Below are 13605 nucleotides of genomic sequence, written 5' to 3'. Positions count from 1 at the left end.
CGATGCCCGCCCCATTCCCCCGGGGCGGGCATCGTCGCGTTCCCGCACGGGCCAGCGGGAGGTCACTCCCACTCGATGGTGCCCGGCGGCTTCGAGGTCACGTCGACGACGACGCGGTTCACCTCGCGCACCTCGTTGGTGATCCGGGTGCTCATCTTCTCGATCACCTCATAGGGCAGACGACCCCAGTCGGCGGTCATGGCGTCCTCACTGGTGACGGGGCGCAGCACGATCGGGTGCCCGTAGGTGCGGCCGTCGCCCTGGACGCCGACCGAGCGGACGTCGGCGAGCAGCACGACGGGGAACTGCCAGATGGAGCGGTCCAGCCCCGCCTTCGTCAGCTCCTCGCGGGCGATGAAGTCTGCCTCACGCAGGATGTCCAGCCGCTCCTTGGTCACCTCACCGATGATGCGGATGCCCAGGCCGGGCCCGGGGAAGGGATGGCGGTAGACCAGCTTCTCCGGCAGGCCGAGCTGCAGTCCGGCAGCGCGCACCTCGTCCTTGAACAGGGTGCGCAGCGGCTCGATCAGCTGGAACTGCATGTCCTCGGGAAGCCCGCCCACATTGTGGTGGCTCTTGATGTTTGCTGCGCCTTCACCGCCACCGGACTCGACGACGTCGGGGTAGAGCGTGCCCTGCACCAGGAAATCGATGCCGTCGGCGTCGGCGATCTCACGGGCCGTGTCCTCGAAGACTCGGATGAACTCGTTGCCGATGGCCTTGCGCTTTGCCTCCGGGTCCGTGACACCCGCGAGCTTGGCGAGGAAGCGATCGGAGACGTCCTTGACCACCAGCTTGGCACCGGTGATCTCGACGAAGTCATTCTCCACCTGCTCAGACTCGCCCTTGCGCTGCAATCCGTGGTCGACGTAGACGCAGGTGAGCTGGTCGCCGATGGCCTTCTGGACGATCGCGGCAGCCACCATGGAGTCGACGCCGCCGGACAGGGCGCACAGCACCTTCTTGTCGCCAACCTGCGCCTTCACGGCCTCCACGGCCTCGTCGACGATGGAGCTGGCCTGCCAGGTCTGCCGGCATCCGGCGACCTTGGTGAGGAAGTTGACGATCACCTGCTGGCCGATGTCCGAGTGCAGCACCTCGGGGTGCCACTGGACGCCTGCCATCCGCTTCTCGAGATTCTCGTAGGCCGCGACGGCGGCGCCCTCGGTGTGGGCCAGCGAGGTGAAGCCCTGCGGAGCCTGCGTGACGGAGTCACCGTGCGACATCCACACCGTGGCACCCGAACAGTCGTCAAGCAAGGCGCCCGGCTCGTCGATGACGACGGGTGTGCGGCCGAATTCGCTCAGCCCGGTCTTGGAGACCACGCCGCCCATCACGGCGGCCATTTCCTGGAAGCCGTAGCAGATGCCCATCACAGGCACGCCGGCGTCGAAGATCGCACGATCGATGTGGGGGGCGCCGTCGGCGTAGACCGACTGGGGGCCGCCGGACAGGATGACGGCCGCCGGCTGGCGATCGAGGATGCGCTGCGCCGACGCGGTGTGCGGCATGATCTCGGAGTAGACGCCGGCCTCCCGCACGCGTCGGGCGATGAGCTGGGCGTACTGGGCTCCGAAGTCGATCACGACGACGAGGTCGTGGTGCGCCGCGGGCGAGGGAACTGCGTCTTGGGCCATGCGCAGATTGTAGGAGTCCCCTGCCTCCGCGGGCCAGTCGCAGCAGGAGTGGCCGCCCACGGATCTTCCTTCACCCAGATCGATCCGAAATTCATGCCGCGGTGCGGAACAAAGGACGACTCAAAGACGTTTCAATCGCCATGAACACTTTCGACGACGTGACCGCCCTGGTGGGCCGCACTCCCCTGGTGAAGATCAACAAGCTGGTGGGCGAGAACGCCACCGTCCTGGCCAAGCTCGAGTTCTACAACCCGGCCAACTCGGTCAAGGACCGCATCGGCGTGGCCATCATCGACGCCGCGGAGGCCTCGGGTGAGCTCAAGCCCGGCGGCACCATCGTCGAGGGAACGTCCGGCAACACCGGCATCGCCCTGGCCATGGTGGGCGCCGCTCGCGGCTACAACGTGGTGCTGACCATGCCCGAGACCATGAGCATGGAGCGCCGCGCCCTGCTGCGCGCCTACGGCGCCGAGCTGGTACTCACCCCGGGCGCCGACGGCATGAAGGGAGCCGTGGCCAAGGCCGAGGAGATCGCCGCCGAGCGTGGCGGCATCCTGGCCCGCCAGTTCGCCAACCAGGCCAACCGCGAGATCCACAAGAAGACCACCGGCCCCGAGGTGTGGACCGACACTGACGGCACCGTCGACGCCTTCGTCGCCGGCATCGGCACCGGCGGCACCGTCTCCGGTGCCGGTGAGTTCCTGAAGTCCCAGAAGGCGGAGGTCAAGGTCTTCGCCGTCGAGCCAGCCGAGAGCCCGCTGCTGACCGAAGGCACGGCAGGCCCCCACAAGATCCAGGGTCTGGGCGCCAATTTCGTCCCCGAGATCCTCAACCAGGACGTCATCGACCAGGTGCTCACGGTCAAGGGTGAGGACGCCATCGAGATGGCCCGTCGCGCCGCCAAGGAGGAGGGCCTGCTGGTGGGCATCTCCTCCGGCGCAGCCCTCGTCGCCGCCAAGGAGATCGCGGAGCGCCCCGAGATGGCCGGCAAGACCATCGTCGTCGTGCTGCCCGACTTCGGCGAGCGTTACCTGTCCACCGTGCTGTACTCGGATCTGATGAACTGAGCCTGCTGAACTGAGCGGTTCATGCAAAGGGCCCCGACTTCCCGTCAGGAAGTCGGGGCCCTGTCATCTGTTGCGCCGCCCAGCCGGCACCGGCCAGGTCTCAGTCGAGGCGGGTGAACAGCGGATGGTCGGGCTTGCAGGTCACGTCGCGGATCGGTGCGATTCCCGTCAGCAGATAGGCATTGCGCACCGCATCGGAGCAGCGGGAGACACCAAGCGTCGAATGGGCCCAGGTGTCCTTCACCGTGACCAGACGCGACGAGCTGAGCATCTTGCGGTAGGCCTTCGCACCGCTGTACGGAGTGGCCGGATCGTACTGCGAGCTCATCACCAGCACCGGTGCGCTCGTCTTCTGGGTGAAGGGTCCCCGATAGGCACGCGCCGTCTGCGCCGGCCAGCCCGCGCAGACGCTGGAGCTCCACAGCCACAGCTGGCCGAAACCGTGGGTGGTTGCGCGCACGCGGCCATTCGCCGTGGTCCAGGCCGCGGTGGCCTGCGGGTTCAGGGCATCACTGCACAGGACCCCGTGGAAGGTCGCGTCGTAGACGGTTGGCTGCGGCTCCTCCACGTACTCGTCGCCTGGGGCTGGCTCCTGCGACGGCGTGGGCTCCTGCGACGACGTGGGTTCAGGCCCCGTGAGCGGCTGGAAGCCCGGGCCACGTCGGACCGGGGTGATTTTCCCCTCCCCCGCGGCCTTGATCCGCTGGGCGGCCTGCTTGTCCTTGGCCTGCTCGGCCGGCATTCCCTTGCGAGCCTTCTCCGCCGACTTCTGCAGCTTGATCAGTGTGCTGCGGGCGCGTTCGCCCGCCTGCAACCTCGCCGTGGACCGCGCCGAGGCGGCGCGTAGCCGGTCAGCCTGCTCCATCTCGGCCAGCGCGTCATTGAGGTTGTGCAGCAGCACCGGGAGCAGTGCCGACTCCTCGTGGCTGTACAGGATGGACATCACCGTTGCGTACACCTCATCCTCGCGGACGAACCAGCCGTCCCCCACGTCGATGGGGCCCTGGCTGAACCGCCCCAGAAGCGACTCCCAGTCCTCACGCAAGGTCTGGGCCTCCGGGCAGAGCTTCGTCCCGACCCGCTCGCACTCGTCGATGAGGGCCTCGAAGGCCTCGTGCGCACCAGTTCCGGACAGGATGCGCTCGGTCACCGGCACCGTGGTGCCCTGCTTGCCGCGCCCCGTCGCCCAGGCGACGGGGTCCAGGACGCCGTCCACCACGAGTGCACGGACATTCTTCGGGAAGAGCGCCGCATAGGTGGCGCCCAAGTAGCTGCCATAGGAGACGCCATAGTAGGTGAGCTTCTTGTCGCCCAGTGCGCGGCGGGCCAGATCCATGTCACGGGCCACGTCGGCGGTGGACATGTGCTTGAGGATCTCTGGTCCCTTGGCGCAGGCGGCACGCATCTTCGCATCTTCTGCCAGGAGTGTCTGGGTCTCCGCCTCATTCATCGGATAGGCGATGGGCTGAACTTCGTCGGTTCCCTCCGCCGGGATCTCCCCCTCGCAGGCGGCATAGTCGGCACCCTCGACGCCCCGAGGGGCCAGTCCGATGATGTCGAAGCGGGACCGGACCTGGTTGCCCAACTCGTCGGCGAAGAAGGAGACGGTCATCGTGGCCGGTCCCCCGGGTCCGCCGGGATTGGTGAACAGCGAGCCGATGCGGCGATTGGGCTTGTCGGCTGGGCGGCGCGCGATGGGCAGCGTGATGGTGCCCTTGCCCAGGTCCGCGTAGTCCAGGGGCACGACGAGTTCGCCGCACTGCAGGCCCGGGGCGCAGCGCTCCCAGGTCACCTTCGGGTTCTTGAGGGCCTCCTCGGCGGCGAGGGTCTTGGCGGTTCGCTGGGGCAGCGTGGCCGTGGTCCCGATCTGCGGGGTCCGAACTGACGTGGTGTGGCTGAGCGGGGGGTTGGCGTTGGCCATGGCGGGTGCCATGGCTGTTGCGCTGGCCAGCAGCGCGGCGACGGCTGTCGCTGCCGTGGCGATGCGGAAACGAGATGACATCGATGTCTCCTCCGGGGGGGTTTGGGTTCCGGGGAACCACTGGGGGGTGCGGCACCCAACAGGTGCCGTTCACAGTGTTGGGCACGCACCGGCTCGGAACTGGGCATTTCCTGTGTCAGATGAAGATCCAAGACTTTTGGTCACACCCTTCGTCGCCTCGCACCGGTTGCCCACAACCCCCATGACCCCGCACCCTTGAGCCAGGAACTAACCTGTTGGTAGGTGGACGCGCCGTCGCGTCCTGAATCCCAGGAGTTGGCAATGACAGGCAACGAACCCTTCCGCAACCAGGACCTGCCGATCACCGAGCGGGTGGAGGACCTCGTCTCCCGGTTGACCACGGAGCAGAAGGCCGGGCAGGTGAGCCAGTTCTTCTACTTCGCCACCCCAGAGGCATCCGAGGCGAATGCCGACAATGACGTCAACGAGGTGGAACAGGCGATCGTCGAGGGACGGGCAGGATCTGTGCTCTTCGTCCGTGACGTCGCCACGGCCAATCGACTGCAGAAGCTGGCCGTCGAGAAGTCACCCCTGGGCATTCCCCTGCTCTTCGGCTTCGACGTGATCCACGGCTTCCGGACCGTGATGCCCGCTCCCTTGGCCGTTGCTGCCTCCTTCTGCCCCCAGACGGCCCGTCGCGGGCAGGAGGTAGCGGCGCGGGAGGCCCGCAGCGTCGGCATCCACTGGGCCTTCGCGCCCATGGTGGACATCGCTCGGGACCCGCGCTGGGGTCGGATGTTCGAGGGCGCCGGTGAGGATCCCTACCTGGGATCGGCGATGGCCGCCGCACAGGTGCAGGGATTCCAGGGCGAGCTTGACGAACAGGGACGACTGGGCGCGCACAGCATCCTGGCCGGCCCCAAGCACCTGGCCGGCTATGGCGCCGCTGTTGGAGGGCGCGACTACGAGGACTCCGACATCAGCGACAACGAGCTGTGGAATGTCTACCTGCCGCCCTTCCACGCCGCGGTGAAGGCCGGCGCCGCCAACATCATGAGCGCCTACATGGACCTCAACGGGATTCCGGCCTCCGGCAATCGCTGGCTGCTCACCGAGGTGCTCCGCGACGAGATGGGCTTCGAGGGCTTCGTCGTCTCCGACGCCAATGCGGTGCGCTCCCTGGCCACCCAACACTTCGCCAAGGACCTCACCGATGCGGCCGCCCGGGCCATGCACGCGGGCCTGGACATGGAGATGACCATGGCGGACCCTGCCTACTCGCGCCTGCCGCAAGCGATCGCCGAGGGGGCGGTCTCCGAAGAAGAGCTGGACCAGGCCGTACGACGCGTGCTGACCGCCAAGTTCCGGCTGGGCCTGTTCGAGCACCCGTTCGCCGACGAGTCCCTGACCAAGGAGACGCTGGACGCCCCCGGACACCGCGAGGTGGCGCGTGAGGCAGCCGAGAAGTCTCTGGTTCTGCTCAAGAATGAGGGGCTGCTGCCACTCGACGTCCCGGCGCTCAAGCAGGTGGCCGTGGTGGGCCAGCTGGCGGACAGCGCCCGCGACAGCCTGGGGCCATGGATCTTCGACTTCGACGTCGACGAGACCGTCACCGTGCTGGATGGCCTGCGAGCGCGGTTCGGTGAGGCTGTCGAGGTGACGTGGGCGCCCGGGGCCAGCATCCCCGACCGCATCTTCCCGTCGATGTTCGACGCCATGGAGGCCGAGCCCACCGTCACAGGTGAGGGCTATGACGACGACGCGGCGATCGACCTGGCCGTCGAGCAGGCACGGCAGGCCGACGTGGTGGTGGTCGTGGCCGGTCAACGGCAGAACCAGACCGGGGAGAAGGCGTCGGTGAGCAGTCTGGACCTGCCGGGACGCCAGCTGGAGCAGCTGCAGCGACTGCAGGAAACGGGCACGCCGGTGGTGCTGGTGCTGATGTCCGCCCGGCCGCTGGACCTGCGCTGGGCCGACGAAAACCTGCCCGCCATCCTCCAGGCCTGGTACCCGGGCACGCGGGGTGGCGAGGCCGTGGCCGCAGCCCTGGTGGGCGATGTCTCACCGGCGGGGCGGCTCCCCTTCACCTGGGTCCGCACGGTGGGCCAGGTGCCGATGACGCTCTCGCACTACACGACCTTCCAGCCGGAGAGCGCGCACGAGCGCTATTGGGACGAGCCGTCCACTCCCCTCTACCCGTTTGGCCACGGCCTGTCCTATGCACACTTCGAGTACTCGAACCTGCGCGTGGACGATCCCGCGATCGGTGTGGGCGAGACGACAACCGTTCGGGTGACGCTGACCAATGTCTCGGATCGTGAGGCCGACGAAGTGGCCCAGCTCTACCTGCACCAGCGCCATGGCAGCGCGTCGCGCCCCGTGCGGGAGCTCAAGGGCTTCCAGCGCGTCACGCTGGCTCCGGGTGAACGGCGGGAGCTCAGCTTCGAGCTGGGACCCGACGAGCTGCGCTACTGGAATGCCGCGACGCGGGGCTGGGTGCAGGATGCGAGCACCTTCGACGTGTGGGTGGGCGGCTCGTCGCTGGCCCAGCTGGGAACAACCTTCGAGGTGCGCTGACCCACGCGACCCGGAGGCTCCCTGTTCCTTCAGCCCTGTTGCATCAGCCCTGTTCCTTGGCGATCGCCTCGTGGTGACGCACCACCTCGGTGACGATGAAGGTGAGGAACTTCTCCGCGAACTCGGGGTCAAGCTGCGCGTCCTCGGCCAACGCGCGAAGCCGCGCAATCTGACGCTTCTCGCGGTCGGGGTCGGCCGGCGGGAGACCCTTGGTTGCCTTGAGCTCCCCCACCCGCTGGGTCACCTTGAAACGCTCGGCCAGCAGGTGCACCAGCGCTGCGTCGAGGTTGTCGATGCTGCCCCGAAGGCGCAGCAGTTCCGGATCGGCGGCCTCAGTCATGGCTCCAGACTAGGCAGGCCCGCCCATGAGGGCGGGCCTGACCACGGGACGGACGGGCCTCGACGAGCTCGGCCACCGGCAAACAGGTCAGCGGGTGACCAGCTCGATGCGCTGGAACTCCTTGACGTCGGTGTAGCCGCAGGAGGCCATCGAGCGTCGAAGTGCCCCCACCAGGTTCATGGTGCCATCCGGAATGTGGGAGGGACCCACCACGACCTCGTCGAAGGTGCCGACCGGATCGAAGTGGACTCGCTCGCCGCGCGGCAGGTACTCGTGCCAGGCCTCGGCACCCCAGTGCCAGCCCTTGCCAGGCGCCTCAGCGGCCCGCGCCAGGGGTGCACCCACCATCACGGCATCGGCACCACAGGCGATGGCCTTGGCGATGTCACCGGAGCGGCCCACCGAACCGTCGGCGATCAGGTTCACGTAACGACCACCCGACTCGTCCATGTAGTCGCGACGGGCCTCGGCCACGTCGGCAATCGCCGAGGCCATCGGCACCTCGATGCCCAGCACGTCGCGGGTGGTGTGGGCGGCGCCGCCGCCGAAGCCGACCAGCACACCGGCCGCGCCGGCACGCATCAGGTGCAGTGCGCTGCGGTAGGTGGCACAGCCGCCGACGATGACGGGAACCTCCAGGTCGTAGATGAACTTCTTGAGGTTCAGCGGCTCGGTGGCCTCGCTGACGTGCTCGGCGGAAACGGTGGTGCCGCGGATCACGAAGAAGTCGACACCGGCCTGCTCCACCACGTCACTGAACTCGCGGGCATTCTGCGGGCTGAGCGAACCCGCCACCGGAACGTCGGCCTCACGGATGACGCGCATCCGCTCCGTGATCAGCTCGGCCTTCACCGGCTCGGCGTAGATCTGCTGGAGGAAACGGGTGGCCTCGTAGCGGTCCTGGATCTCGGCGAGCTGTTCGTAGAGCGGCTCGGGGTCCTCGTAGCGGGTCCACAGGCCTTCCAGATTGAGCACGCCGAGCCCACCGAGCTTGCCCATCTTGATGACGGTCTCGGGGCTCATCACCGAGTCCATCGGCGCTCCGATGATCGGGAAGTCGAAGGTCACCGCATCGATCTTCCAGCTCAGGTTCACCATGTCGATGCCGCGGGTGCGTCGGGTGGGGACCATGGAGATGTCGTCGAAGGCGTAGGCCCGGGTGGCGCGCTTGCTGCGTCCGAAGTCATACATGTGTCAGTTCTCCTGCGGCTCAGCGCGAGTAGTTGGGCGCGTCGGCGATGTTGGCGACGTCGTGCGGGTGGGACTCCTTCAGCCCCGCCGGCGTGATCCGGACGAAACGCCCGCGCTCGTAGAGCTCGGGAAGGGTGCGCGAGCCCACGTAGAACATGGACTGGTGCAGGCCACCGACGAGCTGGTGCACCACCTGGCCCACCGGGCCCCGGTAGAGCACATTGCCCTCGATGCCCTCGGGGATCAGCTGGTCATCGCTGGTCACGTCGGCCTGGAAGTAGCGGTCCTTGGAGTAGGACTTCTTGCCGCGGCTGCTCATGGCACCCAGCGAACCCATGCCCCGGTACTGCTTGTACTGCTTGCCGGCGATGAAGACCGTTTCGCCCGGGCTCTCCTCGCAGCCGGCCAGCAGCGATCCGACCATCACGGTGGAGGCACCGGCCACCAGGGCCTTGGCAATGTCACCGGAGTACTGCAGACCGCCGTCGGCGATCACCGGGACACCAGCGGGGCGCGCCGCGCGGGCGGCCTCGTGGACGGCGGTCAGCTGGGGAACGCCCACGCCCGCCACCACCCGGGTGGTGCAGATGGAACCCGGACCAACGCCCACCTTGACGGCGTCGACGCCCGCCTCCACCAGCGCCTGCGCCCCGGCAAAGGTGGCCACATTGCCGCCGATGATCTGGACATGACTGGTGGCCGGATCGGACTTCAGACGACGAATCATGTCCAGCAGGAGCTTGGCATGGCCATGCGCGGTGTCCACCACGAGCACGTCCACGCCCGCCTCGACCAGGGTGGTGGCACGCTCCCACGAGTCACCGAAATAGCCCACGGCCGCACCGACCATCAGCCGGCCCTGGGAGTCCTTGCTGGCATTGGGGAACTGCTCGGACTTCACGAAGTCCTTGACGGTGATGAGGCCGGTCAGGCGTCCCTCGGCGTCAACCAGTGGCAGGCGCTCGCGCTTGTTCTGGCGCAGGAGGGCGGTGGCCTCCTCGTTGGTGATGTCGTCGCGGCCGGTGAACAGCGGCTGCGGGGTCATCACGTCGCTGACCTTGGTGGTGGACCACTGGTCGACGGGGGTGAACCGCAGGTCACGGTTGGTGCAGATGCCGAGCAGGCGGTTCTCTGCGTCGACGACGGGCAGGCCCGAGATGCGGTACTGGCCGCACAGGTTGTCGAGGTCCTCCAGCGTGGCGTCCGGGCCGATCGTGACGGGATTGGTGATCCGCCCGGTCTGGGTCCGCTTCACCAGATCCACCTGGTAGGCCTGGTCCTCGATGGACAGGTTGCGGTGCAGGATGCCCAGACCGCCCTGACGGGCCATTGCGATGGCCATCCGACTCTCCGTCACGGTGTCCATGGCGGCAGAGATCAGCGGAATGCGGAGCTGGAGTTCCTTGGTGAGCTGGGCGGTGGTGTCCACCTCCGACGGGATGACATCGGTCTCGCCGGGCAGCAGCAGCACGTCGTCATAGGTGAGGCCCATCGGGAGGAACTTGTCGGGCACACCGGCAGCTCCGAGATCGCTGAAACCACTGGGCTGGACATCGGACAGGGACACGTCTGACCACCTTCGAACTTGGGAGTGGAACCATCCTATCCGCGAGCACCGACAGTTCTGGACCTCAGCGGACACGCGACGACGGCCGCCCCTCCCTGATGGGAGGAACGGCCGTCGTGACCTCGACGAGGATCAGGCGCGCTGGGCCTTGGCCCGGGTGGCCACCTCGACCAGCTCCGCGAAGAGCGGGTGCGAGGCATCCAGGCCCGTCAGCTCTGCGACGGCGTCCTCGGCGCTGTTGGCAGCGAGGATCTCGCCCACCTTCACGGCCTCGGCATCCTCGGCGACGTCGAAGAGCATCGCGCCCAGCATGGCCTGCTGCAGCGCCTTCGACGCCATGCCGCGCTCGGCGAGCTCGGCGGCCGGCCCCACGAAGCGCTCCTTGCGGGAGAGCTTGCGCAGCGGGGAACGTCCCACACGGGTGACCGTGTCCGGCAGTTCCGGGTTGGCGAAGCGCTTGAGGATCTTCTGGACGTAGGCCTCCTGGACCTCCGGCTCGAAGCCGTACTTGGCCACGAGCAGTGCCTTGGTCTCGGCCAGGACCGCGTGGATCCTGTCCTTGAGCTCGGGCTGGGCCAGCACATCGGAGATCTTCTCGATGCCCGCGCCGTAGCCGAAGTAGGCCGTTGCGGCGTGACCGGTGTTGACCGTGAACAGCTTGCGCTCGATGTAGGGCGCCAGCGACTCGACGAAGGTGGCGCCCGGGATCTGCGGCGGGTTCCCGCCGAAGGCCGGCTCCTCGATGGCCCACTCGTAGTAGGGCTCCACGTTCACGTCCAGGCCCATGCCCTCGGGCTGGTTCGGGACGATCCGGTCGACGGCCGTGTTGGCGAAGACCGCCTTGGCCTCCACGTCGGCGGGATTGTCGCCCAGGATGAAGCCCTTGAGCCCGTCGGTGGCATTGATGGCATTCTCACAGGCCATCACCGCGATCTTCGGGGCGTCGGCGGGACGGGCGTCGATGCCGGCGCGGATGGCCGGGGCGATGAACTTGAGGATGTTCGGGCCCACGGCGCAGGTGACCACGTCCGCCTCGGCGATGGCGGCCGTCAGAGCCTCCGGCTCCGCATTGGAGTTGATGGCCTTGAAGCCACGGATGACGTGGTCCTGACCGCCGTCGCCCACCTCGTGCACGGTGTAGCTCTCGGCCGCCTTGAGCTGGTCGATCAGCGCCTCCGAGACGTCGGCGAAGGTCAGTTCGTACCCGGCCTCGTCGAGCAGGAGCCCGACGAAGCCACGTCCGATGTTGCCTGCACCGAAGTGCACAGCCTTCTTCACGAGTTCACCTTTCCAAGAATGGCAGCCACCTCGTCAGCCGAGCCGGCATTCTCGAGGGCCTGCACCGATTCGTTGTTCGAGAAGATCTTCGCAAGCTTTCCGAGGATCTGCAGGTGCTCCTTGTTCTTGCCAGCGATGCCGACGACGAACTTGACCTGGTTGCCATTCCAGTCCAGGGGCTGGTCCAGGCGGATGAAGCTCATCGCGGACTCCACGATGTGCTCCTTCGCGTCGTTGGTGCCGTGCGGGATGGCCAGGAAGTTGCCCATGTAGGTGCTGACCGACTCCTCGCGCTTGTGCATCGCGTCGACGTAGGCGTCGTCCACGGCGCCGCGGGCCACCAGCAGCTGGCCGGCCTGGGTGATGGCGTCGGCCTTGCTGGAGGCGCTGGCACCGAGCTTGATGCTTTCGGTGGCCAGGATGTCTGCGGCGGGAGCGACCGCGCGGGCCGGGGCAACGGGCTCCTCCGCTGCGGGAGCCGCCGCGGCCACCGGTGCGGCCTGGCCGGAACGCTGGGCGCGGATCATCTCCACGACCTCCTCATAGCGAGGAGAGTTCATGAAGTTGTCGACGGTGAGCACCGTGGCGCTGGGCACCTTCGGGATGGCTCGGGGCGCCAGGGTCTCCTGGGTGACGACGATGTCGTACACGTCCTTCAGGTTGGCGATGGCCTCATTGCTGACCTTGACGTCACCGAAGCCGGCCTCCTTGATCTTGTTGCGCAGCACGGAAGCACCCATGGCGGAGGAACCCATGCCGGCGTCGCAGGCGAAGACGATGTTCTTGATCTCGCCCTGGGGGGCAGCAACCAGGTTGCCAGCCACCGAGGACTTCTTGCCCTTCATGGCCTCCATGTCGGCCGTGGCCTTGGACAGGTCACCGTCGCTGGACTTGTCCATCTTGAGGATGACCGCAGCCACCAGGAAGGAGACGATGGTGGCCAGGATGATGGCAATCCACACCTTGGCGATGTCGCCACCGGCCATGGCGGATATCGCAATGACCGAGCCGGGAGCCGCCGGACCCTTGAGCCCGGTGTGCAGCAGCATGTTGGTCGCCACGCCGGTGGCACCGCCTGCAATGGCAGCCAGCAGCAGGGCTGGCTTCATCAGCACGTAGGGGAAGTAGATCTCGTGGATGCCGCCCACGAAGTGGATCAGCGCGGCACCAGGCGCTGTGGCCTTGGCTGCCCCCTTGCCGAAGAGCATGAAGGCCAGCAGGATGCCCATGCCCGGGCCGGGGTTGGCCTCCAGCAGGAAGAGGATCGACTTGCCGGCCGGGCCCGCGGCTTCGGCCAGGCCGAGCGGCGACAGCACACCGTGGTTGACGGCATTGTTCAGGAAGAGCACCTTGGCCGGCTCGATGAAGACACTCGTCAGCGGCAGCAGGTTGTTGCGCACCAACACGCGAACGACGACGGTCAGGACGTCCATCAGCATCTTGACCAGCGGGCTCACCGCGAAGAGGCCGAAGATCGCGATGATGGTGCCCCAGATGCCTGCGGAGAAGTTGTTCACCAGCATCTCGAAGCCCGGCTTGATCTTGCCGTCCCAGAGAGCATCCAGCTTCTTCATGGTCCAGCCGCCCAGCGGACCCATGATCATGGCCCCGATGAACATCGGGTATCCGGGGACACCGGCGATGACGCCCATCGTTGCGATGGCGCCGAGGACACCACCGCGCGTGGGGTTCTTCTCGTACATCATCCGGCCGCCCTGGAAGGCGATCAGGATCGGCAGCAGGTAGTTGATGGAGGGGCCGACGATGCCGATGTTGTCAACCAGCTTGCCGCCAACCATCGATTGGCCGAATCCGCCGATCTTGCCCAGCGGGAAGGGGCCCTTCTCAATGAAGAGAGCGGTGATCAGGCCCCACGCGATTAGGGCGCCGATATTGGGCATGACCATGCCCGAGAGGAAGGTGCCGAAGCGCTGGACGTGCGCCTGGGCCTGCTTGGCCGCCGACGGGGCCGGGGTTGTGGACATTGCGTCTCTTTCGTCGGGCGT

9 protein-coding genes are annotated in these 13605 nt (G+C 67.3%); 2 read left to right on the top strand and 7 right to left on the bottom strand.

Going from position 1 to position 13605, the window contains the following annotated elements:
- Positions 1-62: 62 nt before the first annotated feature.
- On the bottom strand, positions 63-1637 hold the full coding sequence (gene guaA, locus ACTQ49_RS01505; protein WP_441826079.1) for a glutamine-hydrolyzing GMP synthase: 1575 nt from the start codon (positions 1635-1637) through the stop codon (positions 63-65).
- A 140-nt stretch (positions 1638-1777) separates the two neighbouring features.
- Between guaA and cysK the strand changes: the two genes are divergently transcribed.
- Positions 1778-2704, top strand: a complete 927-nt coding sequence (gene cysK / locus ACTQ49_RS01500) for a cysteine synthase A (protein ID WP_441826078.1) — start codon at positions 1778-1780, stop codon at positions 2702-2704.
- Positions 2705-2804: 100 nt separating this feature from the next.
- On the opposite strand, the gene ACTQ49_RS01495 is transcribed toward cysK, so the two are convergent.
- Positions 2805-4706, bottom strand: a complete 1902-nt coding sequence (locus tag ACTQ49_RS01495; protein ID WP_441826077.1) for an alpha/beta fold hydrolase — start codon at positions 4704-4706, stop codon at positions 2805-2807.
- A gap of 261 nt (positions 4707-4967) precedes the next feature.
- On the opposite strand from ACTQ49_RS01495, the gene ACTQ49_RS01490 reads away from it, so the two are divergent.
- Complete coding sequence (locus ACTQ49_RS01490) at positions 4968-7223, top strand: glycoside hydrolase family 3 N-terminal domain-containing protein (RefSeq protein ID WP_441826076.1); 2256 nt, start codon at positions 4968-4970, stop codon at positions 7221-7223.
- A 43-nt stretch (positions 7224-7266) separates the two neighbouring features.
- Here ACTQ49_RS01490 and ACTQ49_RS01485 read toward each other — a convergent pair whose 3' ends face one another.
- The 5 genes from ACTQ49_RS01485 to ACTQ49_RS01465 all read right to left on the bottom strand — a co-directional run bounded on the left by ACTQ49_RS01485 (position 7267) and on the right by ACTQ49_RS01465 (position 13584).
- Positions 7267-7563 (bottom strand): chorismate mutase, encoded by a 297-nt coding sequence (locus ACTQ49_RS01485; protein WP_441826075.1) that lies wholly within the window; start codon positions 7561-7563, stop codon positions 7267-7269.
- Positions 7564-7650: 87 nt separating this feature from the next.
- On the bottom strand, positions 7651-8754 hold the full coding sequence (locus ACTQ49_RS01480; RefSeq protein ID WP_441826074.1) for a GuaB3 family IMP dehydrogenase-related protein: 1104 nt from the start codon (positions 8752-8754) through the stop codon (positions 7651-7653).
- A gap of 19 nt (positions 8755-8773) precedes the next feature.
- The gene (guaB, locus tag ACTQ49_RS01475) at positions 8774-10246 is read right to left on the bottom strand and encodes an IMP dehydrogenase (RefSeq protein WP_441826273.1); all 1473 of its coding nucleotides are present in this window, start codon (positions 10244-10246) and stop codon (positions 8774-8776) included.
- Between the two features lie 207 nt (positions 10247-10453).
- Positions 10454-11599 carry a mannitol-1-phosphate 5-dehydrogenase gene (locus tag ACTQ49_RS01470; protein ID WP_441826073.1) on the bottom strand — a complete coding sequence of 382 codons (1146 nt, stop codon included), beginning with the start codon at positions 11597-11599 and terminating at the stop codon, positions 10454-10456.
- Positions 11596-13584 (bottom strand): PTS mannitol transporter subunit IICBA, encoded by a 1989-nt coding sequence (locus tag ACTQ49_RS01465; RefSeq protein ID WP_441826072.1) that lies wholly within the window; start codon positions 13582-13584, stop codon positions 11596-11598. The genes ACTQ49_RS01470 and ACTQ49_RS01465 overlap by 4 nt, the downstream gene beginning before the upstream one ends.
- Positions 13585-13605 lie beyond the last annotated feature (21 nt).

The organism is Luteococcus sp. Sow4_B9, from assembly GCF_052116585.1.
Lineage (GTDB): Bacteria > Actinomycetota > Actinomycetes > Propionibacteriales > Propionibacteriaceae > Luteococcus.
Note: the sequence above shows the minus strand (reverse complement) of the source record. Positions and strands in the feature narration are given on the sequence as shown.

Coding starts and splice junctions, on each gene's coding strand:
- guaB (WP_441826273.1), bottom strand. CDS start 10,246: ATGGGCCTCACCTATGACGACGTGCTGCTGCTGCCCGGCGAGACCGAT.
- ACTQ49_RS01485 (WP_441826075.1), bottom strand. CDS start 7,563: ATGACTGAGGCCGCCGATCCGGAACTGCTGCGCCTTCGGGGCAGCATC.
- ACTQ49_RS01465 (WP_441826072.1), bottom strand. CDS start 13,584: ATGTCCACAACCCCGGCCCCGTCGGCGGCCAAGCAGGCCCAGGCGCAC.
- ACTQ49_RS01480 (WP_441826074.1), bottom strand. CDS start 8,754: ATGTATGACTTCGGACGCAGCAAGCGCGCCACCCGGGCCTACGCCTTC.
- ACTQ49_RS01495 (WP_441826077.1), bottom strand. CDS start 4,706: ATGTCATCTCGTTTCCGCATCGCCACGGCAGCGACAGCCGTCGCCGCG.
- guaA (WP_441826079.1), bottom strand. CDS start 1,637: ATGGCCCAAGACGCAGTTCCCTCGCCCGCGGCGCACCACGACCTCGTC.
- ACTQ49_RS01490 (WP_441826076.1), top strand. CDS start 4,968: ATGACAGGCAACGAACCCTTCCGCAACCAGGACCTGCCGATCACCGAG.
- cysK (WP_441826078.1), top strand. CDS start 1,778: ATGAACACTTTCGACGACGTGACCGCCCTGGTGGGCCGCACTCCCCTG.